This is a genomic window from Aeromonas sp. R1-2 (genome assembly GCF_040908505.1).
Classification (GTDB): Bacteria; Pseudomonadota; Gammaproteobacteria; order Enterobacterales; family Aeromonadaceae; genus Aeromonas; species Aeromonas veronii.
Window position 1 is genome coordinate 63,372 of record NZ_JBFODU010000014.1, and the last position, 23,087, is coordinate 86,458.

Consider the following 23,087-nt stretch of genomic DNA (forward strand, 5'->3'; position numbering starts at 1 on the left):
TGACGATATGTTATTCTAGCCTTCAAAAAAATCGCCATAAAAACGTAATGATGTTCTTATATCACCACCAAAACCACGCTTAAAGTGACTAATACCACTCTCTTTATCAGTAGGATATTTACCAAGAGAGTCAATAACATTACCATACATACTTTCCCCCATACTGAATTCAGTACATCCCATATCTCTGGAACGCAACATTCCTAGCCAAACGGGATAATGAGAAAGGGGAAGGTGGAATAAATCTCGATTATAAACTCCAACAGAGTAATATGCTCGTTTCCCCGATGCAGCAAACAACGACATACCAACAAGCTCACCACTTAGATGACTTACAACCAAAAAGTTTTCCCCTGCCTGTACTAAGTTCATCTGATTCAACCAAGACTCATGGCTTCGAGTTCGTCTACCAGCAATAGCCACATGAAACTCTTCGAAATCTAGGAAATCCTTTTCAGTAACATTGTGAGTGTCAATAACTCTACACTGTAGATTACGGGCACCCCAGTTAATATTCTGGCGAAACACTTTTCTCATGTCACTTAACATCAATTCATCGCTAGTCAACCTAATTACTTGCTCAGAAAACACCCTCGGTGAAACACCTCTTAACAATAGCACTTTGGCAATAAAACTCATCTCACTTGCGACTTCCAGAAAGTCAACCCCCCCCCCATTCTTGAATAAGGAAAGGATATGAGCCTGAGCCACCAGCTCAGCTTGGTGTTTTTTTTCTCCTCCCCCTTGGCACAATAATCTTGCAGGTTGTCCATACCAACTGTAACGGATCGAGTTACTGCTCATGTAGCGAGTAAGTAAACAAATAATCTCCCCACCTGGATAAAATACACCAAAAGAGATGTCTTCAAAGTCGAACGCATGATAGCTTTTAAAATATTCAATATGCAGTGGAGTCATCAGGCCACCATAGTTAAGTAGCCGTTGATGTAATGTTCTTTCAAAATCTTTATTAGATAAAGTCTCTATTTTCATTTTCTAGCACTGATAGCTAAATACTCGACAAGAGCCCTACTTTTGGGGTACCTTCTACTAATTGTAGATACTTCTAAAGAAGTAAAATCTTTATATAGCACTTCAACTTCTTCAGCATCAAGAAATGATGTTAGACCATTACCCGCCAAAGGGTAGTCAGCTGGAATGTTATTAATGGATATTTTATCATGCCAATGCAGATTAGGCACCCCACATACTGAAGAACCTTTACCAAGATGATAGGAAAAAAAACTCCCGCCAGACTTTAGACAGCGATGTATTTCACCTATAGTTGTATTATGTTGGGAAAGGGTCAAATGCTGCATTGAGACCACGTCGACTATTGCATCAAAATGATCATCTGGATATGGGAGCTTTGTCATATCCCCTACATCAAGATGGGCAGTTACATTCCATGATGCTACAACTTCCTCACAAATAGCTATCCCAGTTGGGGATAAGTCAAGACCCCAGGTATCAAATCCTTCTTTGGCCAACATCCATATATTGGCACCACTACCACACCCCAATTCAAGCACTCGACACTTACTTCGTTCTGTTTGAGAAAGATGGAAAAAATTGGCTGCCATAAATCCAATCAAACTATCATTAGGATAACGGCGCTGAGAATTGATACCTCTTTCCAAATAAAGTCTATTGAAAGCATTGCTATCATCAACGACCATTACACATCATCCTTTATATAATTTTAAGTCTGAATTTTTAGGTAGATTACTATTATTACCACAGAGTAAATATGTAATTAGATAAAGTCAGAAATCAATTTAACCAGCTCCAAAAGATGACTTGCGGTTAACAAGTTCGCTATTTACGGAACAAATCAACAACATCATTATCTATCATATCTACACTATCAAGAGCCATAGGATACATTTTTTTTGCTGTTCTAAGGAAATCCAGCCATACATTAATAGCGGGAGCCATTAAGGATAGAGTTTCTTCTTCCCCCTCAAATGAATAAGCGATTGTACTCAATAAAGTAAATACATAATTCATTGAACCGATCATGAATATTGCTATATGCATTTGCTGAGTTTTTGATATTTCATGCAGATAGTTAAAATGCCTTAACATCAACTGATTAATCTGATTTCTGGATGAAAAACTCTGCTGCCACTCTTCAATCATTTTATCAACAAAATAATTGAAGAAATCAACATCTAATAAAGGATAAAAGTCCTGCTTTGATAATGACAATGGAGAGCAAAAACGAGTAACGATATCTTCCAGCAAAACAGATTTATTAGTTTGTTTAAACGGTCCTAATTTAGAACTACGAAGAGGGACAGCCCCAGTTATTTTCACACCATCACTACAGTTAAAACACAGTACATCTTCGTTAGCCTCCAAAACTTGTTCTATAACCTTCCTAGATGTATCAAACATCGCATCACTAATAACAACTCCGCCAAAATTCCCCTCTCTCGGAAACTTATTTTCACCACATACCATTTCTGTCAAAACTTTAGCACCCTCTGCATTGTTGTAATATGCACTAAATTTTGAGTGGTGGTGATCTTTATTTTTATAGCCATTATCCAAACCAAATAGATATAAGTTTTTGAACCCAAGATGGATAGGAACACTGACACCTATGTTACCAACCATAGGATTTACCCCCCCCAAAGCAGTGAATGCTCTGGTCTCGGGAAAGTATGTTCTACATAAAACAACACCTGGTTCTGAAAGCTTAAACAGCAGAGCTGACGATTTAAATAGCGAAGCACAGTATGGATGAATAACATCAACACTTAAAAATATGATATCTTTCAAATAATCAGGATCATCCATGCTGACCAGAAAATCATAGACACTTTTAGTTCGCTCAGTTGCTACGTAAATGTCTGGTTTTATGCCTACTTTGTGTAAAGCAGTGATTGCGCTTCCGCAGGCAATCAATATAGCAGCACTACTAGTATTTTTGATAACAGGAAGAGACTCATCCAAGGATGGACCATTGCCGATAATAAATACTGGCGTATTTTGCTGTTCAAAATAAATTTTTTCTTTATCTTTTAAAAATGGCACACCTTGTTCAATATTTTTTATTGTATGGGATAGAGCTATCAAGTTATCATCAAAAAATCCCCAACCCATTACCAGTAAGTGATACTCTTTCTGGACCTTTATCATGAGTTGCTTTATCTTGTCATTTTGGTAGCCCCACATAATGAATGCGTTAGCAATCAGGAAAGAACCGCGACGATGAATGGCAGAAGCAAAGTCCTTCACAATAGTGTCTTCATCTTGGCCTAATAAAATTTGCAAACCAAGATTTTCCTGATGTAAATAATCTAATAAAGGAGCCCAGTCAAAACAGAATAGCGATGCATAGAAAAGGTCAAGATCAGGTTCAAAAAGAAATAAGGTCCCAATCTTACATTTTTCGTATAAATAACCAAGATGATAGCCCAAGCCAACACCAAAAACTAATGCCGTAGGTACCTCAGTAGGAACATTTCGCTTCGCCTCCTTTCGTAAGGCGATATCGTCAAGGTAGGCATTGAGCTTGTTTAGATACTCGACATGAACAAATCCGAGTGGGTTTGCCTCTTGACTAAATGAAAACTTTGACAATCCCCCTTTGTCCATAAATTCTTTGACTAAGGTCTCACAAATCAGATATGGCTCTTCCCCATATACAGCAACATCATCATCAAGCCAAGCCATATTTGGCTGACCGTTTTCATTGCAAAAAAAACGAAATGGACGCGAAGGCTGATATGACTCATACATTTCCGCAACATGAGGAATATACTTGCGAAAAGCTGTGATATTTTGGGAAAATCTAAGGGGTAGCGCTACCGACATAGCGACTTCTTGCTCTGCTCGCTCTTTTAGTCGCAAAGCATTATCCTCAGCTTTTTTCAAAATATCATTAATATTCTCAGACATCAGAACTCCTTGCTGTTCACACGATAAATTTTTTTAGCCCTACTCGCCAACCCAATCGAAGATAGCTCTTTAAATATAGCCTGATGATGATGACTGGCTAAATGTCTCATGCTTTCTTCCTGCAGAGAAAGCATTGCAGATAATAAAAGTGCGTCCTGTTTCAATTCTGGCTCTTTTTCAACAAGGTGTAAGAGATGTTCAATTAATACAAGACGATTATCCATATTGACCAGAACGTCATTATAGTTTTTTTTTGCCAAAAAAGACTCTATTTGCTCATAATTTTCAGTGAGTGCTTGCTGCAAAAAAGCTAGAGTCATCATTATAACTCACCCAGCTGCTGTCTCATTTGATAACCTTGTTGTTTGGCTGCTTCAGGTACTTGATCCCAGCCCGATTTGATCGTCACCATCAAAGCCATAACTTCGTCGATTGGAGACGAATCCAAGGCTAAGCTAGCATCCCAGATTCGTTCATCCATATAGGCATAAAGTCGATACAAATCTTCAGCTAATATACCTTGGCTCATATCAAGCGCATCTTGCAGCCCATGTAATAATCCTTGAGCCTTAGAGACAGAAATCGCTTTCGCCTCCATATCATGGCGCTCTATTGCCCCCTTGGCTTGAGCTAGTCTCTCGAGAAAACCTTGCATCATCAGCTGAATAACACGATGAGGATCAGCGACGGCCAAATCAGCAGCGACGCTGGTTGTTTTATATGCTTTTAAATTACGTTGATACATGATATGAGTCCTCAACAGAACATGCTTAGTTACTGTTACTCTTGAGCTGTAACGATTTCAATGCTGATGCAGAACTATTCATTTTAACCAGTATTGCATCCAAGCTACCATATTGTGCACGCAGTGATGCTTCATACTTAACCAGCTGTGCATTGGCCGTAGATTGTTTCTGACTCAAGCTACGCAGATCCGCATTAAGTATATCTGTGCGCTCAGCCAACATACCTCCTGACTTAGTATATTCTTTTAGCCCTTTATTCAAAGTGCTAGCAAGACCATCATCACCACCAAATAATGCTACAACCTGATCGAAGTTTTTATCAACTGCCTGGCCAAACTTCTCTTTATCCAGAGATAGTTTGCCCTTATTATCCATTTTTATTCCAATTTCGAAGATGCTAGAGTAAGTTGTACTTGAACCAGTTTTACCTGTAATTGTGTTAGCCATAAAACTACTGATTGTCCGTGTGCTTGCATCACCGGCTAGCGCACCACCATCCTCCTGCCTGACACCACCGACTATACTGTTACGCTTACCAAGCGCATCCATTTTATCCTGCAGAGCGTTATATCCATCAACAAACTGCTTCACCATCTCCTGAATAGATGTTTTATCTGTCGTGATATCTACTTTATTAGATTTTGGATTACCACTACTATCTTTATCGGAAACACGTAATACCGTCAGCTTAAGGTCTTGAATAGAATCATCAAAAACGTTGGTGTCACTTTTTAGTGTATTGCCATCTACTATAATTTCGGCACTACTTGCAGCCTGTGTTTGACTCATAACATTGCTAGAAGCACCAATAGAGAACATACCCAGCTCTGAGGTATTTCCGGTGATAGTCAAATCCTTGCCATCACCAGAAATGCCGGAATCAATAATTAATTTGGCTTTACCATCTGAGGTGTTAACGATATTAGCACTCAGACCAAAGTTATCCCCACTGCTATTGATGGTTTTCCTAATATCCTGCAAGGTATATCCAGTTTTAACATCGATCTTGAACTCTTTATCACCAGCCTTGAAAGTCAGTTGACCATCCTGAGTAATGAGTGGTGCGGTTGAGCTGTCAAATACGCCCTCCTGACGACTGGTTGTCGCCAATTTATTGACTGTGACATTGTACTGACCATTAGAGCCACCACTTTTACTCTCAATCTTCATCACAGGATTATCTTTATCCTGCGTGATGTTGATAGACCGCTTGTTGAAAGCACCGGGTTTGCTCAATGTGTCGAGAATATCGGTAAAGGTCGTGAGGGATGACTTGAGCTGACCAATGCCAGAAAGCGCTATCTGGGTGCTGTTTTGCTTGGTGACTATGGGCTTCTGTAGTTGAGCCTTCTTGGCAGCCACGCTAGAGGCAATAACGCTCTCGAGATCCAGCTGAGAGCCCGCCCCGGCAGAAGTAATGGCCATGTTATCTTCTCCTCATCAATTCGATTCAAATCTCGCTATCAAACAACAATCCGCGTTTAGGGTTCGCCCCTGCTTCACCTTGTTGCAACGCCTGGATCCGCTTGTGGATAGCAATCAACTCTTCCGTAGGGATCTGGCGGATCACCGAGCGGGTATCAGAGTCCATTACCTTTATTACCATCTGGCCAGACTCCTGCTCCATGCTGAAATTAACGGTCCACCCTTGCAACTTGCCAAATTCCTGCAAGTTTTGTACCTGTTCTTCAATATCGGCCTGGCTCTGCACTTGTTGAAGCTCAGTTCCCTTGGGCTGCTCCTGACTTTTCTGCTGTACAGTCCCGGCATCCTCTACCGTGCCAGAAAGCAGTTGAGCGGCCACTTGGCCGCTCTTGTCACTTAGCTGTAAGGAAGCGCCATTGGCAGATGACAGATTGCCTATTTCGGTTGCCATCTTATCTCTCCCATCTTAGTCAGCCTAGTCTACCCATTACCCAAGCAGGGAAAGAGCAGACTGCGGTCTCTGGTTAGCCTGAGCCAAGACACTGGATGCGGCCTGTTGCAGAATATTCTGCTTGGTCATGTTAGCAGTCTCGGTCGCAAAATCCGCATCACGAATACGAGAGCGTGCAGCACTGACGTTTTCCGAGATATTGGCCTGGTTACGAATGGTAGAATCCAACCGGTTCTGCACCGCACCCAGCTCCGCGCGTTTGCTGTCAACTACGCCCAACATTGCGTCGGCAGCAGCCATTACGTTTTGAGCGCCAGTCTGGGTACTAATGCTAATCCCACCAGTCAGTCCATTAGTGAAGATTGCCGTTACAGCAAGCGCCCCACCACTAGCAGCGACAATCGTAGTACCTGCAGCAACCGCAATCCCAGAAATACTAAAACCACCGGTCTGATTCAGGCTAAATCCGATAATCTGGTTGGCATCAGCTCCCACTTGAAAGTCACCGCTAAAAGATCCATCCAGCAATTTGGTACCCGCGAAAGTTGTATCTTTTGAAATCCTGTTGATTTCAGAACCAAGCTGATCTACCTCTTTTTGCAGGGCTGCACGATCCTTGTCAGAATTTGACCCGTTTGCAGACTGTTGAGCCAAGGTGCGCATACGCTGCAACATCCCGGTCACTTCATCCATTGCTCCCTCTGCCGTCTGTGCCAAAGAAATGCCGTCATTTGCGTTACGGTTACCCTGATCCAAGCCGTTGATCTGTGACGTCAAACGGTTGGATATCTGCAGACCAGCCGCATCGTCTTTTGCACTATTGATGCGCAAACCAGATGCCAAGCGAGTGTACGAGGTATCCAGAGATTTGCTGGTATTCATCAAATTACGCTGGGCGTTCAATGATGACGTATTGGTGTTAATGAACATGGCCATAATAATTTCTCCCGGAGAACATACGACTGCGGGTTGCATCGTCACAACAACACGATGGCCCACCGTTGAAGAGCAGGGTGAACAAGCCTGTCTCTTCTGGCGGGTACCTGTATGAACAGACAGACTACCCGCAGCTATGCAAACGTTGGATTCCGAACACCCCTCGATTGCCTCATTTTCTATAACGGCGGCAAAACCATTAACTTTAGAAAAATAATGGCCAAAAACAGCGGTTTTATCTGGAACGTCTGACTGAGTCGCCCCCAGCTCCACTCAAACTGAGTCGATTTAGGCAACAATACCCAAGTAAAGACAAAGCGGCCTGATATAGGCCGCTTTGTATCAACATTAGTTATCAAAATCGCCAACAATATTAACCCAGTAGGGAAAGTGCCGATTGCGGACGTTGGTTAGCTTGCGCCAATACGCTGGATGCGGCCTGCTGCAGAATATTCTGCTTGGTCATATTGGCAGTCTCAGTCGCAAAGTCCGCATCACGGATACGTGAACGAGCCGCACTGACGTTTTCAGAGATGTTTGCCTGGTTGCGAATAGTAGAGTCCAGTCGGTTTTGTACCGCACCGAGCTCAGCACGCTTACCATCCACCACCCCTAACATGGCGTCTGCCGCAGCCAATACAGCCTGAGCTCCACTTTGAGAACTGATACTTATCCCGCCTGCGCTGGCACCACTAACGAAGATAGTGTTCACAGCGATTGCAGTGCCGATAACGGTACCAACGTTGACTGTTGCAGTCGCAGCTGCTGCAATCCCAGAGATACTGAAACCATCTGCCTGGCTCAGACTAAAACCAATGGTCTGGTTAGAATCTGCACCAACCTGGAAACTGCCAGCAAAGGTGCCATCCAGTAATTTGGTACCCGCGAAAGTGGTATCTTTCGAGATCCGGTTAATCTCTGACCCAAGCTGATCAACTTCCTTTTGCAGGGCTTCACGATCTTTGGCGGAGTTTGAACCGTTGGCAGATTGTTGAGCCAAGGTGCGCATCCGCTGCAACATCCCAGTCACTTCATCCATTGCCCCTTCTGCAGTCTGCGCCAGGGAAATACCATCGTTGGCATTACGGTTACCCTGATCCAAGCCGTTGATCTGTGACGTCAAACGGTTGGATATCTGCAAACCGGCCGCATCGTCTTTTGCGCTGTTGATGCGCAAACCAGATGCCAAGCGAGTGTACGAGGTATCCAGAGATTTGCTGGTATTCATCAAATTACGCTGCGCGTTCAATGATGACGTGTTGGTGTTAATGAACATAGCCATAATAATTTCTCCCGGAGAACATACGACTGCGGGTTGCATCGTCATAACAACACGATGACCCACCGTTGAAGAGCAGGATGAACAAGCCTGTCTCTTCTGGCGGGTATCTGTATGAACGGACAGGCTACCCGCAGCTATGCAAACGTTGGATTCCGAACACCCCTCGATTGCTTCATATCTTTTAGCGGCAGACTGTATAGAAGCTTGAGGAAAATCGTTGCCGGTAGCGGCAAATTTTATCCGGTTAAAAGATCAGCGCTGATGAACTCTGCACATGGCAAACACCATGCACCAGCAAGCCCCCGTATGCCCAGATATGATGAGAGAGAAAATTTAATTTGGCACAATATGTGCTAGATACTTATGGAGTGACGTCAATTTGACGACACAATAAAAAATGGCCGGAGAACCGGCCTAAAGATGAGCATATGCTCAGGAGAATATGACCAAGCGTGACAGAACTGAACAGCTGGACAACACTTGGCATTACTAGTAGAGAGTTATATCTCTCCCGATTGAACAAGGTGCAAACCCGAACACCCCTTTGTTCCATCTCTTGACCAGGGCGGCCTGAACAACCGCCCTGTTTTCTTTCGGTTACCCTTGCAGCAGTTGAAGTGCAGACTGAGGTCTTTGATTGGCTTGTGACAGGATACTGGAAGCAGCCTGTTGCAAAATATTCTGTTTAGTCATATTCGCGGTTTCGATAGCGAAATCTGCGTCACGTATACGCGAACGAGCTGCGCTGACGTTTTCCGAGATGTTGGCCTGGTTGCGGATGGTCGAATCCATCCTGTTTTGCACTGCACCAAGCTCTGCTCGCTTGCCATCCACTACCCCTAGCATGGCATCTGCAGCAGCCAATACGGCCTGAGCTCCACTCTGAGAGCTGATACTAATGCCGCCAGCACTGCCACTAACAAAAATAGTATTCACCGCGATATTACTGCCGATAACGGTACCAACGTTGACTGTTACGGTCACCGCTGCGGCAATCCCTGAAATACTGAAACCATCAGCTTGAGATAGACTGAAACTGATAGTCTGATTAGCATCCGCCCCCACTTGAAAAGTCCCGCCGAAAGTACCATCAAGCAGCTTGGTCCCCGCAAAAGTTGTAGAGGTAGAGATACGGTTGATCTCCGCACCCAGCTGATCCACTTCTTTTTGCAATGCTTCACGATCCTTGGCAGAGTTGGAACCGTTAGCCGACTGTTGTGCCAGAGTCCGCATCCGCTGCAGCATACCTGTCACTTCATCCATGGCTCCTTCGGCAGTTTGTGCCAAAGAGATACCATCGTTAGCGTTACGGTTACCTTGGTCCAGGCCGTTGATCTGGGATGTCAGACGGTTGGAGATTTGCAGACCAGCTGCGTCATCTTTGGCGCTGTTGATACGCAGGCCAGATGCCAAACGGGTGTAAGATGTATCCAGTGATTTGGTCGCATTCATCATATTACGCTGAGCGTTGAGTGATGAAACGTTGGTGTTGATAAACATGCCCATGACTATTCTCCTAAGCTATTAAATGTACTCTTCTATTTGCTCTGGCTTTATTATTTTCTGTGCCCGATGCGTCTTATTTAACGGCCCATTTTTGGATGTCTTTAGCATTTTTTTCAACGCTTCATCGCATTAACGCCGCTTACCCTATATATCGGCGGGTCAGGGGGAAACTTAAGGAAAAAATCGGACCTAAACCTGTGATGGGCTCAACCTTCTAAAGCCCGCCAACGGCGGAGAACTACGGGCACGCACGAGCCTCACCCGGTTCATGCCGCGAGAAAAATCCGTCCCGACTCTCAATTTTGTCGAGCACTGTTGGCGATTGGGCTCACCAGCCCCTAAAATCGCGGCCCCATCAACAATTTGACGTGAGTTGTTCTCCATGCAGACACTGGTTGAGCAGATTGTTTACATCAGCGACATGTTTGGTACTGCGGTATTCGCGTTTTCAGGGGTATTGGTGGCTGGCCGACTCAGGATGGACGGGTTTGGCGTCATGGTTTTGGCGGCGGTCACTGCCATCGGCGGCGGCACCATCCGTGACATGATCCTGGGAGCCACCCCCGTGTTCTGGGTGCGCGATCCCCTCTATATCTGGGTCGTCATTGCGACGGCGCTGATCGGTATGTGGATGGTCAAGCTGCCCCGCAGGATGCCCTGGTATGTGCTGCCGGTGGCGGATGCCTTCGGGCTAGCCCTCTTTACCGTTATCGGTGCCCAGAAGGCCCTCAATTTCGGCACCCCAGGGCTGATTGCCGTTATCATGGGCACCATGACCGGGGTTGCCGGTGGCATGATCCGCGATGTACTGGCGCGGGAGGTTCCCATGGTGCTGCAAAAAGAGATCTATGCCACCGCCTGTATCCTTGGCGGCATTCTCTATACCCTGGCGCTTGAGGCGAACATGGACAGGGTAACGGCCATGCTCATCTGCATGACGGCCGTGTTTGGCCTGCGGGTCGCGGCTATCTACTGGCATCTTTCGCTACCGACCTTCTCCCTGCAACGCAATTGAGAGCAGGCCCACAGCGTCATCATGTCGCTGTGGGCCACGCGTTGAACCAAATAGGCTTTTCTGTTGTCATAGAAGCAGTCGTTGTTAGCCGGAACTTCTCATGCGCAAAATCGGTATGCTTACCACCCTTCTCCTGGCGAACGTGACGGCAGCCCACGCCGAAGCACAAGTGGTATTTGGACGACTGGCCTCGGCGCCGGTGCAGCAGTTCAACCAGCAGATACGCCAGGCAAGCCATCAACAGCAAAACTGGGTTAATGACTACCGTGAGGTAGCTCTGCGATTCGTCGGTCATGGTGACACGCCCAGCCGCATCCATGCCCAGCAACTGGACAATGACTTGGTGCTCTCGGTCGCCCTCGACGGCAGCAAGAGCGACATGATCTACATCCTGACTCTCTATCGCAGCAACAACCTGTGGCAGATGCGGGAGGCAGAAATGGGCTGGCGTTGTCAGGGGCAAGACTCCTTCACTCCGGTTCCCTGTCCCTGATAGTCATTGCTCACTCTGTGAAATAAAAAATCCGGCACATTGGCCGGATTTTTTATTGAAGGTAAAAAACACGCTTACGGGCGGTACACCTTGACGTTGTCAAAGCCCTTCTCTTTCAGATAGAGCGCCTGCAGCTTGCTCATCACACCGCGATCGCAGTAGAGCAGGTAAGTCTTCTCTTTGGGCAGATCTCCAAAGGCGGTGGCCAGCTTGAAGAAGGGGATATGCAGTACTTCACGACCTTCCACCACCAGCGGCTTCTCGTCGTGTTCGTCGGCAGAGCGGATATCCAGGATCACCTCGTCAGCGCCCAGCACCTGGGTGGTTTCCACCTCTTGCACTTCAGCGGCAGTCTCTTCACCGATACGGCGGATATCGAGGTAACGGGCCTTAGAGACCACCTTGTCCAGAATGGAGAAGTCAAAATTGGCCTCTTCCTCTTCAATGCGGGAGAGCTCGGCCTTCACGGTCGGCTTCTTGGAGATGACCCCACAATACTCCGGCATGGTCTCGGCAAATTCCAGGGTGCCGATACGGCGGGCTTCGTTGATAATATCCGGCTTGTCCCAGGTGATAAGCGGGCGCAGGATCACCTTGTCGGTCACCCGGTCGATCACGTTCAGGTTGGTGAGAGTCTGGCTGGATACCTGACCCACACACTCACCGGTCACCAGCGCCGGGATCTGGAACTCGTCGGCCACCTTGGCGGCAGCACGCATCATCATCCGCTTGAGCACCACGCCCATCTGACCGTTGTCGATCTTCTCGAGGATCTCGGCGACCACCGGCTCGAAGTCCACAGCGGTGAAACGTACCCGGTGGGAGGAGCCGAAACGGTTCCACAGGTGATAGGCCACCTGCTTGACGCCGATCTCGTGGGCCGCACCGCCCAGATTGAAGAAGCAGTAGTGCACACGGCAGCCGCGCTTGATGAACTGGAACGACGCCACGCCGGAGTCAAAACCGCCGGAGAGCAGGCTCAGCACATCTTCCTGGGTCGCGATGGGCATGCCGCTCAGGCCCTGATGGATGGCGCTGACGATAAAGAGCTCCTCACCGTCGATCTCGAGGTTGATCTTCACATCCGGGTTCTTGAGGCGCACACCATTGCTTTCGCAGTGCTGATTCAATCCACCGCCCACGTAACGCTCAACCTCGAGGGAGGAGAACTCATGCTTGCCGTGGCGCTTGGCGCGCACGCAGAAGGTTTTGCCCTTGAGCTGGTCGCCCCATACGGCTTTCACCTGCTCGAAGATGTCGTGCAGATCGGTAAACTTGCTGGCCTGAACCTCGAGGAAAGCCTGAATGCCCGGAATACAGGCCAGGGCTTCGATTGCCTGCTCGTGGAACTGGTCATTGCGGGAGCTCACGATCAGCTTGTCCCAATCCATCCGTACGCGGGCATCGTCGTCGAAGCGGCGCAGGACATTGCGGATATTGCCCTGCAGGATCTTGATAAAGCGCTGGCGAACCGACTTGCTCTTGATGGTGATTTCCGGGAACAGCTTGATAATGAACTTCATGGTAATGACTCGGGTGACCTTGATTTAAGGGCGCGAATTATATCAGAACTTTGTGGCCAGCGCCTACTGGATGAGCGTTTGCTCACATTACCCCACGCAGTGTTTGCCGTGCAGCGCCAATCTTGCGTATATTCCCGACCCTGCGCCTCGCCAGATTTTTGACAACAGACTGATCCGATGAAGACCTACATCTACTACCCCGGCATGGAGGTACGCGACGAGCTCTGGCTCAAATTTGCCTTGCTCTATCTGGAGCGGCTTGCCTTTGTCTTCACCGTCAGCGAAAAGAGCGGCCTCACCGCCCTGCTCGATACCCTTCAACAGCAGACCGATCTGCTGGCCAAGCGGCCCGATGCCGCCTTCTTTGCCGCCATTACCCCGCAACTGGAGAGCCAGATAAGCGGCCTGGTGGCCCCCGATTTCGTCCGCCACAAGGTGTTTGGCAACAAGGAGCTGATTGGTCGCTGGCGTCAGGAGGCCAACCACGACTGCTTCTGCCCGGATCAGGTGGGGCTGGAGCGGCTGCACGGCTTTTGCCTTACTCACGGCTTTGCGACCCGGGATGAGGGGGGGATCAGAATGGCGCGACGCTTTGCCAACCTGATCTCCATGCGCCTTGCCCGTGAGTGGGCACTCGCCAATGACGGGGCGCTTATTACCGATCACGACTATCTCGACCGCCTGCTCCATCTGCTCGAATCCCGCTACCACAATCGCGGCGGTCAGGATTGCTTCCTCCTCGAGATCCCTTTGCAAGTGCCCACTCACCTGGCCGACATTCCGTTTGCAGAGCTGATTGCCCTGCGCGGGCGCAGCGGCTTTCGCCAGCAGTTGGCCGAATTTCATCTGGCCCTCGACAACCTGCTCACCATGCTGGGTAGCGGCTATGCCGACCCGGCGGCCCTGACCCGCTTTGAGCAGGCTCAGCAAGGGTTCAATCAACTGCTCGGGCCCGAGACCCTCAGCATGCCACTCACCACCCTGGTCAGCACCAGCCTGCCCGCCGTAGCCATGCTCCACCAGTTAAAAGCAAGCCATCCCGAAAGCAACCTCATCTTCCATCCCATCAAGAAGAGCCACTTTCACCAGCGCAAGAGCCAGCACTTCTTCACCCGGCTCGGCCATCTGCGCCAACCGGGCTGAATGGGCGGAATGAAAAAGGGGTTGGCATTTGCCAACCCCTCTCGTTATCTGCGGCCTACCAATCATCACCACGATGATTGGCCTGCTCTTGCGCCTGCCTGCGCGCCTCCATCGCCCTGTCACGGCGGATATTGGCAGGGGTACAGGCAAACTGTTTCTGATAACAACGCGCAAAACCCTCGGAAACGGGTTCGAAAGGTGAATAGAACCCGGTACGTTCAGGAGAAACATGGTGATCACCATGATTGGTAGTGGCACAGCCCGAACTCATCAGCACCAGCAAGGGACACAGAACACGCAGCAAAAGAGAACTCCCGATTGGATTTGAATGAATTCGTAATTATTCACAAATTAATTCACCCAATCAAATATTGATGCATTTCAAATAGTTAATTACATTCGCCTCAATGGCTGTTGGCAAAACGCTCAACGGGTGATGGTGCCGGCATCACCGTCAGGATGCACCACGCGAAACTCGATACGATCGCTGTTTCCTGCTTCATCGACCACCACCAACTGGTAGCGCCCCGCCACGCTCAGCACCTGATCCCCGTCCCAGCGCAGCCGCTGGCCGTTGAGAAACCAGGCTGGCTTGCCAACACCGCCAAGCACCTTCGGCTGCAACCGGTAGCGCTGACTGCGGATAAGGTTGCCCTCCCCCAGCGCCACGATGCGAATAGGGGCCTGCAGCTCAGCACTCTGCCCTTCCCCAGCACAACCGCTGGCAAGCAGCGCCTGCCGTCGCTCTCCGGGGGACCGCCACGGCTCCAGCGACAATGGCCAGAGGGCCCGAAAACCGGATTGCGCCGCATCGTGGCAACGGGTCAGAGTCGGCTTGCCCGCGGCGGTCAATGCAACTTGACGCAGCGGCGAGGGCCAGTCCATGGGATCCGGCAAGGTGGGAGGATCGCGCCCTTCCAGCAACCAGGCGCTCTGACGCTGCAAACAGGCTTCAGGCAGGGTCGAGCTAATTTTGCGCCCCAGCGGCCAGCAGATCTCGGCTTCGCTCACCGTATTGGGCTGTGCCGGCAGGGGGCTGTTGTCCGAGAGCCGCGAGTAGACCGAAAGCAGCAGCGGCACCGCCGCGCTCTGGCCGTAAAAACCGGGCATGGGGGTACCGTCGGGGCGCCCCAGCCAGACGCCGATGGTCCAGCGACCGGAGACCCCCATCGCCCAGCTGTCGCGATAGCCATAGCTGGTACCGGTCTTCCAGGCCAGCCGGTTGACCCGGCCGGTCGCCTCGCTGGCAAAGGGTTGGTCCGCCCGTCCCTGCGCGCTCAATATTTGCCAGATGATCCAGGCCGCTCCCGGACTCAGCAAGGGGCGCGACACCGCCTGCTGCCCCGCCAGCCAGACCGGCATCGCCACCTGCCCCTGCCGGGTCAGCGAGCTGTAGAGCGCCACCAGCTGCTCAAGCCGAATGCCCGCCGCCCCCAGCGCGATGGCCGGATTGGGTTTGTCGGAGAGCGCCAGCCGCACCCCAGCGTTGTCGAGGCGACTGACCAGTTTGTCAGGCCCGAGCGCCTCCAGCACCTGCACCGCCGGCACGTTGAGGGATTGCTGCAGCGCCTGAGCGAGGGTCACCGGCCCTTGAAAGGCGCCGGAAAAGTTGGCGGGGCGATAATCAGATCCCAGCCTTGGCGCATCGGAGAGCAGGGAGGCCGAGTACACCAGCCCCTCATCCATGGCCAGACCGTAGATGAAGGGCTTGAGGGTGGATCCCGGGGAGCGGATTGCCTGCACCATGTCGAGATAACCGTGGCGGCGCAAATTGCCATACTCGGCGCTGCCCACATAGGCGCGCACCGCCATGGTTTTGTTGTCTACCAAGAGCAACGCCGCTGAGGTCTGCTCGGGGAAGCGGCGAATGTAGCTCGCCACCCGTCCCTCCAGCCAGCGCTGTAGATCCCCGTCGATGGTGGTGTGCACCAGGGCTCCGGCCTGATGGTCGGCGGCGAGGCGGGCAAAGAGCGGCGCCTCCATCGGCGTGAAGTGACCGCGGGCCAGCACCGGCTCGATACGCCCCTCCAGCCACACCTGTTCGGGCCAGACGCCTTGCGCTACCAGCCGCTGCATCACCTTGTCACGGGCGGTGCGGGCCCGCTCGGGATGGCGGTCCGGCCGGTTGCGGCTGGGGGCCTGCGGCAGCACTGCCAAGAGCGCCGCCTCGGCATAGGTCAGCTTGGCTGCGCTCTTGCCGAGATAGGCAAAACTTGCCGCCTGCACCCCCTCCAGATTGCCGCCAAACGGCGCCCGGTTGAGGTAGACGGTGAGCAGGGTGCGCTTGTCGTAGTGCCACTCCAGCTGCAGCGCACGAGCCATCTGGCGCAGCTTGCCGGGCACGCTCCTGTGGTAGGGCTCGATAAGACGCGCCACCTGCATGGTGAGCGTCGAGCCGCCCGACACAGCCCGCCCATAGCGCAGCCACTGCCAGACCCCGCGCACCATGGCCACCGGATTAACCCCGGGATGACGCCAGAAGTAGCGATCCTCGTAACCCAGCAACGCCTCGATATAGCGGGGGGAGACCTGCTCCAGGGTCACGGGGTAGCGCCACACGCCGCTGGTATCGGCAAAGGCGCGCAGCGGTCGCCCTTTCATGTCAAGCACCACCCGTGCGTAGGCGGGGTCTAGTGGCGGCGGCGGGAAAATGCGATCCAGCGCCAGCAATGACAGCAGCAGTGCTACAACTCCCAGCACCGAAAAGTGCAGCCAGCGCGGCAGACCGCCAAGCCAGCGCCAGCCTGCGCGGCCACTGCGACCCAGACTCAGCCAGCCACGCTGCCAGAAAGTGAGCGGGCGAACCCGCTCAAGGGAGGGAATGTTACTCAGAGATACGCACCTCGTGGATGTCCTCACCCACAGCCCGCAGTTCAGGCCGGTACATATCCTCAACCTGGGTCGGTGGCACCTGATAGCGACCCGGCGTCACCGCCCGCATCAGGTAGACCAGCTGCTGGTTGCTCCCCTCGCTCAGATCCAGCGCTGCCGTGTAGCGGTCATCGCGAAACTCCTGATGCTTGAGGTAGTCGTTCCACTCGCTCTGCCACGCCGGTTTCCCCTCGATGGAGAGCTCTTCGAGCTTGATGCTGTTGCCAAGGGCCGGGTTCTCCAGCTCGAAGCCAGCGGGCACCATCTCCACCAGCAGGGCATCGGGCACGGCAGATTCGCTGCTGACGTTGAGTCGCACCACCACCAGATCCCCCACCTTCACTGTGGCGGGATCAAAACGCTGACCGTCGCCGTTGAACCAGCTGCGGGTCACACTCATCCCTTTGCTAATCCGTGCTGGCGCCTGTTCGGGGTAGCCGACCAGAGTGCGCTGCACATAAAGCGAGCCCTTGCCCTCGTTGGTGATGGCGCTCGCGGCCAGCGCCTCGGGGGCACCCTGTTGTAGCGGAGCCGAACCGCTCAGGGATTCACTGCCAAGAGAGGAAGTTACCTTGGCCTGCCAGTCGACGGCAGGATCGAAGCGGGCGAGTCGCAACAGGGCGAGCCGCTCTTGGGTGCTGAGCCACTGACGGTGGGCCAGGGTGTCGGCCACCTTAGCGCTGAGATCAGGCCAGCGTTCCGCAGCCAGCTTGTGCTGACGCAGCAAGGAGAGCTCAAGGGCCTGATCGCGCAGCGGTGAGCCGTAATCCCCCAGATAGCCATCACCGCGCTCGGTCGCCAATGCACGGCTGAGGGCCTTGGCGGCGTTCTGCTCATCCCCCATGGCCGAGAGCGCCAGCGAGAGGTGAAGCAGCGGCAAACCTGAGCGGGCGTGATCGGCCTGCTGCTCCCAGATAAGGCGCAGGGTAGCGAGCGGTGCCTTGCCCACCCGGGCCAGCACATAGGCGCTGTAGGCCTGATAGGCCAACCGGCTGTGCTCGGGGGCACTGCTCCAGCGCTCACCATACTGACTGTCGGTGAGATAGCTTTGCAGCCGGTTCAGCGCCTGATTGAGCATGGCCTCCGGCACTGCGTCGCCCGCCTCCTTGCGCGCCAGCAGGTAGTCGGCAGCATAGGCGGTGAGCCATTGTTCCTCATCGGAGCGACCATCCCACAGACCAAAACCGCCGCTTGGCAGTTGCAACCGCTGCAGCCGTTGCAGCAGGGTGCGCTGCACATCCGCCTCACTCGCCGGTTTTTTGCCCTCTGCGGGTTTGCTCCAGGCGGCCCGCTCATCCGCCGTGGTCAGCAAGTAAGGCCAGGCCCGCGACAGGGTCTGCTCCAGACAGGCGTAGGGGTAGTCGGCCAGCGCCTGCCACTGGGCTGCTGGCTCCCAGGGCGGGGTGCCGGAGAGGCTGAGCAGCCCCTGCAGGTTGGCGCGATCCAGCCCGGCCAGCTCAGCTGGCGCAAAGCTCATCTGCTGGCCGGGGGCCAGCATCTGATAACGCTGGCGAGTCTCGGCAGGCCAGGGGGATCGCAGCGGCAGAGTCCAGTCGCGGTTGATGGCAAAATCCTTGCCGCTGGCCGCCAACTGCAGGCTTGCCACGCCGCTTGCCCCAGTCACGGTGAGCGGCAGGGTCAGCCACTGCTCTTCGCCGTTCTTAAGGGAAAGGGTGCCGGGCAACTCGCCATTTGCCTTGAGCCCGCCATTGAGGGTCCAGACAAGGGAGAGGGTCTGATCCTCGCCGCTCATGTTGCGAAGCTGCACCAGCGCCCGGGTCTCATCCCCTCTGGCGCCAAAGCGCGGCCAGCCGATCTCTGCCACCAGCGGCGCCACTACCTTGACGGCGCGCTCGGCCTCCCCGACTTGCTGTTCGTTCCAGGCCAGCGCCATCAGCGCCAGTTCGCCGTTGAAGTTGGGCAAATCGAGCGGGATCACCGCCTTGCCCTGCTGGTCAAAACTCACCTCGCCGCTCCACAGTGCGGCGATCTCGACCCGACTCTCCAGCGCGCCACCCTTTTTCAGCGGCGCCCGGTCACCCCCATAATTGAGGCGGGCCAGCTTGCCATCTTGCGGCGGGATCACCTGGCCGTAGTTGTCGAACAAATCTTGAGCGAAGCGCTTGCGACCAAAGAAGAACTCGAACGGGTCGAGCGGCTGGTAGTCGCTGATATTGAGCACGCCCCGATCCACCGCCGCCAGCACCACGCGCCCCTGACTGTTGGGGGTGGATGTGGCGGTCACTTCCAGCCGGGTAAGCGGCACCGCTTTATCAGGCGCGCTCAGGATGAGCGGCAGACGACGCGCTTCCCGATCCAGGGTGAGCGGCACCAGTCCGACCGAGCGCAGGCTCTGCCCCTGTTGCTTGCCGGACGGTTTGGACGCGCTGTCTGGCGCGGCGATCTGGGCCGAGATATGCAGGTCATGACGCTGCCACTCGGGACTGACCGGGATCTCGAACTCGCCGCGGGCATCCTTGGCATCGCCACCTGCGCCCTTGAGCTCGATACGCTGCCACCAGCGCAGGCCGTCGCCATCCTCCACCAGCAGCAACCCCTTGCCGGGGCGCGGCGCCACCAGCGTCACTTTGGCCTTGTCACCCGCCCGATAGGCGCGCTTGTCGAGGGTGATGGCAATCTTGTCGGGCCGTGCCTGCTCGCCACCGCCGCCCCAGGCGTAGCTGCCAATCTCTACCCGCAGGCTGGATTGATGGCCCTGACTGTTCTCCACTTCCAATCGATACCAGCCCGCCGCCAGTTGCAGCGTGAGCGGGGTCGGCCCCTTGCCATCCAGCTGCAGGGTCTGCTCCTGCTCCAGATAGGGCTGGCTGTTGAACTCGTACTTCCACCCCTCGCCATCGGCGTAATGCCAGTAGTAGTCGCGGTACTCGTTGATAAGGCGCACCTTCACCGCCCCCGCCACCGGCTGGCCTTGCTCATCGAGGTTGAGGATCTGGAAGGGGAGCGGCTTGCCCCCCTCTACCCGATCAGCCACGAAGTCGGCCTTGAGCGCGGGCCACTGGCTGCCCGCGGGCCAGCCATACTGGGTGCGGCTGCGATTGACTGCGCGGCCACCGGGCTCGGCGAGCGACACCCGATAGGCCACCTCCAGCGGCCCGAGGGTTCGCACGCCATCGAGCTCATCAGTAAGCGAAAAAGTCCCCTGCCCCTGCGCATCGAGGGTGAGACTGCGCGCCTCGAGATCCTTGGCCTGCTCGGCGAGCAGCACGTCACCCAGAGTGAACTCCTGCCACTGGGTAAAGGGCATGGTGGCGCGGCTTAACTTCACCTCGGCTTTGGCCTTGGTGGCGCTCGCTGGCGCACCGTAGAGATAGTCCCCTTGCAGTGGCAGCGTCAGGGCGGCGTCCAGACTCGTGACTTCCCCATCCGGCCCCTTGCCAAGCTGCAGTTTCAACCGCTCCGGCAAAAACTCCTCCACCAAAAAGGGCCACTCGAAGCGACTGCCGGCGGCGGTCTTGAGGTTGATGGTCCAGCGCCCGAGCGGCGCATCATCCGGTAGACGCAGGCCGTAATGGGCGGCGCCCAAATTGTCCGGCAGCAGCCGCTTCTGTTCGAGCAGCTGGCCGTCCGGCTGCTTCACCTCCAGCTCCACCGCCATGCCCGGCAGCAGCTGGCCATCCTGCCCCTTGAGCAAAATCTCGCTGTCGAGCCGCTCGCCGGGGCGATAGAGATCGCGCCCACTGAACAGATACAACTGCTGGGCCTGCCAGGGCTGGGTGCCGAGATCGAAGGTGGAGAGATCGAGCGCCGCCCCATCGAGGCGCAGCACCGCCAGATGGTTGCCCTGTTCGGCCAGCAGCAAGCGGGCCCCCTGCACCTGATCGAAGCGACGATGGCCCTGCGGATCGGTGGTTTGCACCTGCAGCCGGTTACCCTTCTCGTCGAGCAGGGAGAGCTGCACATCCTTGAGCGGGTCGGCGCTGGCCAGGGAGCTGACGAACACCTCCAGCTGATCGCGGTAACGGCGGGCACTGAGCCCCATGTCGCTCACCGCGAAATAGGTGGTCTCCTTGCGCCAGTCGTAGTTGCCAAGGGGCGACATCACCGCAAAGTAGACGCCAGCCTCCGCCAACTGCGGCTCCTTCACATTGATGAGGCGGGTCTCGCGCCGGTTGGCATCAAGCTCCAGCGCATAGCGGCCGCTGAATACCCGCTTGGCCCGCTTGGTGATCTGCTCAAGCTCCCAGTTCCCCATGCCGGCACCGGGGCGATATTCCGCCAGAAAACGGGGCAGATATTCCGCGTCGACCCGAAAGAAATCGATATTGACCTCATCCACGTTGACCGCGCTGATGGGCAAGCGAAGTTCCTGACGCAGCGGCAATACCATGCCACTGGCGGTAAAGGAGGCCCCCGCCTCCAGCGGGCGAGTCTTGAGGGTCCAGCTCTGGGGGGATGGGCCCAGCCCCGCCTTGAGGCTCACTTCATAGCTTTTATCGGGCTGAACGTTCGGAAAATAGAGGGTGCGACCATCGTCGGCGAGGATCCACTCCCCCTGCACCTGCTTGCCCCCCTCGCTGACCGAAAGCCAGCTCTGCCAGTTTGCCTTGGGCACCAAGGAGCCGGAGAAGACCAGCGCCAGTGCCGGCGCATCGCGATATTGGCGGGCATTGGCCTGCACTACAGAAGTTGGCGCCCCGGCCTCCTGCTGCGCGGTGGATTCTGTGGTCGATATTTGGCTGGCGGGCTTGTCAGGGCCGCAACCAGACAGCAAACCGACCACTCCGCAAAGCAGCAGGGCCGAGCAGCAGCGGCGCAGAGCGCCGGTTCCGGCGGTAGAGCGGTGAGAAGCAGAGGGAGAGTCGAAGAGGCGCATAGGTTCCATCCCGAGTTGGAGCGCTGCAAACGCAGCGTGGCTGGAAACAGGATAAGGCATCCTGCTCACCCGACACAAAGCTCATTACCCGAATGGGCACAATTGCGCGCCCCTACTGCACGAGAACCCCCTTGCCCACTGATTCCGTGCGGCAAGGGTTGTCATCTAGTCGTGGCTGGTCTCGTTTTTTGCTCCGCCTTTGAACCAGCGAAACAGGATGGCCATGACGGCCGCCAGAAACAGCACCAGCGAGGTAATCAGCAGGGCCCGGGTCAACAGTTCGCTGTGGTGGAGGAAGAAGGGGGTATTCATCGCCAGCTTGCCCACCAAACTGAGGCAGAGCGACCACATAAAGGCACTGGCAAAGCTGGCCACGCACATGCGCAGCACGCTCAGGCGGCCAATCCCCATCAACATGGGGGTCAACACCCGCACGAACGGGATAAAACGGGAGGAGAACATCGCCAAAAAACCGTACTTTTTCAGTAGCCGGGTCGCCTTGGGCAGGCTGTCGGGAGGCAACATCCGTTCGATATGATCCATAAAGCGGGTGCGCTGCAAGGCCCGTCCCTGCCAGTAGGCGAGCACGGAACCTATGCCAGCAGCCAACGGCAGATAGACAAGAGTCACTTCGGGGCCAAACACCCCCATGCCAACCAACCCACCGGCCAGCAGAACCAGGCTGTCCCCCGGCAGGGGCAGGAAGACGAATGCGGACTCCAGCAGCAGTACCAGCATCAGGCAACTGATCAGCAGGGGTACCGCCTGCATCTGAACCAGGGCGTCAAAATCCTGATGCCAAATGGCCATCAGCATATCCAGCATGTCACTCTCCCTACTACACGGTTCATCATGAACGAGACAGGGGTTATAGCACCCATCCCCTGAACAAAACGTTAATTTTGTCCGGCACAGGAAATAAAGTGTGTCGAAATATTGCTGCAATTAGG

18 protein-coding genes are annotated in these 23,087 nt (G+C 53.7%); 3 read left to right on the forward strand and 15 right to left on the reverse strand.

The window, feature by feature from the left end:
• Positions 1–15: 15 nt before the first annotated feature.
• From AB5Y76_RS05205 to AB5Y76_RS05250, 10 genes are all read right to left on the reverse strand, one after another.
• Complete coding sequence (locus AB5Y76_RS05205; protein WP_201986725.1) at positions 16–993, reverse strand: hypothetical protein; 978 nt, start codon at positions 991–993, stop codon at positions 16–18.
• Positions 990–1,679: a class I SAM-dependent methyltransferase gene (locus AB5Y76_RS05210; RefSeq protein WP_201986723.1), complete on the reverse strand. Its 690-nt coding sequence runs from the start codon at positions 1,677–1,679 to the stop codon at positions 990–992. The genes AB5Y76_RS05205 and AB5Y76_RS05210 overlap by 4 nt, the downstream gene beginning before the upstream one ends.
• Positions 1,680–1,818: 139 nt before the next feature.
• Positions 1,819–3,909 carry a 6-hydroxymethylpterin diphosphokinase MptE-like protein gene (locus tag AB5Y76_RS05215; protein WP_201986721.1) on the reverse strand — a complete coding sequence of 697 codons (2,091 nt, stop codon included), beginning with the start codon at positions 3,907–3,909 and terminating at the stop codon, positions 1,819–1,821.
• Positions 3,909–4,232 (reverse strand): hypothetical protein, encoded by a 324-nt coding sequence (locus AB5Y76_RS05220; RefSeq protein WP_139494575.1) that lies wholly within the window; start codon positions 4,230–4,232, stop codon positions 3,909–3,911. Before AB5Y76_RS05220 ends, AB5Y76_RS05215 begins: the two co-directional genes overlap by 1 nt.
• Positions 4,232–4,654, reverse strand: coding sequence for a flagellar export chaperone FliS (gene fliS, locus AB5Y76_RS05225; RefSeq protein ID WP_201986719.1), 423 nt, complete (start codon positions 4,652–4,654; stop codon positions 4,232–4,234). Before fliS ends, AB5Y76_RS05220 begins: the two co-directional genes overlap by 1 nt.
• 25 nt (positions 4,655–4,679) lie before the next feature.
• A complete protein-coding gene (gene fliD, locus AB5Y76_RS05230) occupies positions 4,680–6,080 on the reverse strand; it encodes a flagellar filament capping protein FliD (RefSeq protein WP_201986716.1) in 1,401 nt (466 codons plus the stop codon).
• A gap of 25 nt (positions 6,081–6,105) precedes the next feature.
• Positions 6,106–6,531, reverse strand: a complete 426-nt coding sequence (locus AB5Y76_RS05235) for a flagellar protein FlaG (protein WP_201986715.1) — start codon at positions 6,529–6,531, stop codon at positions 6,106–6,108.
• A gap of 36 nt (positions 6,532–6,567) precedes the next feature.
• The gene (locus AB5Y76_RS05240; RefSeq protein WP_139494616.1) at positions 6,568–7,467 is read right to left on the reverse strand and encodes a flagellin; all 900 of its coding nucleotides are present in this window, start codon (positions 7,465–7,467) and stop codon (positions 6,568–6,570) included.
• Positions 7,468–7,840: 373 nt separating this feature from the next.
• Complete coding sequence (locus tag AB5Y76_RS05245) at positions 7,841–8,749, reverse strand: flagellin (protein WP_201986712.1); 909 nt, start codon at positions 8,747–8,749, stop codon at positions 7,841–7,843.
• Between the two features lie 597 nt (positions 8,750–9,346).
• A complete protein-coding gene (locus AB5Y76_RS05250) occupies positions 9,347–10,255 on the reverse strand; it encodes a flagellin (protein ID WP_167570003.1) in 909 nt (302 codons plus the stop codon).
• Between the two features lie 382 nt (positions 10,256–10,637).
• Here AB5Y76_RS05250 and AB5Y76_RS05255 point away from each other — a divergent pair, with 382 nt between their 5' ends.
• Positions 10,638–11,270, forward strand: coding sequence for a trimeric intracellular cation channel family protein (locus AB5Y76_RS05255; RefSeq protein WP_005333975.1), 633 nt, complete (start codon positions 10,638–10,640; stop codon positions 11,268–11,270).
• 100 nt (positions 11,271–11,370) lie between these two features.
• Positions 11,371–11,763 carry a hypothetical protein gene (locus AB5Y76_RS05260; protein WP_005333978.1) on the forward strand — a complete coding sequence of 131 codons (393 nt, stop codon included), beginning with the start codon at positions 11,371–11,373 and terminating at the stop codon, positions 11,761–11,763.
• 74 nt (positions 11,764–11,837) lie between these two features.
• Here AB5Y76_RS05260 and thiI read toward each other — a convergent pair whose 3' ends face one another.
• Complete coding sequence (thiI, locus tag AB5Y76_RS05265; RefSeq protein ID WP_201986441.1) at positions 11,838–13,286, reverse strand: tRNA uracil 4-sulfurtransferase ThiI; 1,449 nt, start codon at positions 13,284–13,286, stop codon at positions 11,838–11,840.
• Positions 13,287–13,463: 177 nt separating this feature from the next.
• Here thiI and AB5Y76_RS05270 point away from each other — a divergent pair, with 177 nt between their 5' ends.
• Complete coding sequence (locus AB5Y76_RS05270; protein WP_201986442.1) at positions 13,464–14,429, forward strand: hypothetical protein; 966 nt, start codon at positions 13,464–13,466, stop codon at positions 14,427–14,429.
• A 55-nt stretch (positions 14,430–14,484) separates the two neighbouring features.
• Here the strand turns inward: AB5Y76_RS05270 and AB5Y76_RS05275 are convergent, their stop codons facing one another.
• The 4 genes from AB5Y76_RS05275 to AB5Y76_RS05290 all read right to left on the reverse strand — a co-directional run bounded on the left by AB5Y76_RS05275 (position 14,485) and on the right by AB5Y76_RS05290 (position 22,962).
• The gene (locus AB5Y76_RS05275; protein ID WP_123172800.1) at positions 14,485–14,733 is read right to left on the reverse strand and encodes a hypothetical protein; all 249 of its coding nucleotides are present in this window, start codon (positions 14,731–14,733) and stop codon (positions 14,485–14,487) included.
• Positions 14,734–14,855: 122 nt separating this feature from the next.
• Positions 14,856–17,288 (reverse strand): penicillin-binding protein 1C, encoded by a 2,433-nt coding sequence (pbpC, locus tag AB5Y76_RS05280; RefSeq protein WP_263718575.1) that lies wholly within the window; start codon positions 17,286–17,288, stop codon positions 14,856–14,858.
• A complete protein-coding gene (locus AB5Y76_RS05285) occupies positions 17,254–22,137 on the reverse strand; it encodes an alpha-2-macroglobulin (protein WP_234916002.1) in 4,884 nt (1,627 codons plus the stop codon). Before AB5Y76_RS05285 ends, pbpC begins: the two co-directional genes overlap by 35 nt.
• Positions 22,138–22,302: 165 nt before the next feature.
• Complete coding sequence (locus AB5Y76_RS05290; protein ID WP_201986444.1) at positions 22,303–22,962, reverse strand: DedA family protein; 660 nt, start codon at positions 22,960–22,962, stop codon at positions 22,303–22,305.
• Positions 22,963–23,087: the final 125 nt, after the last annotated feature.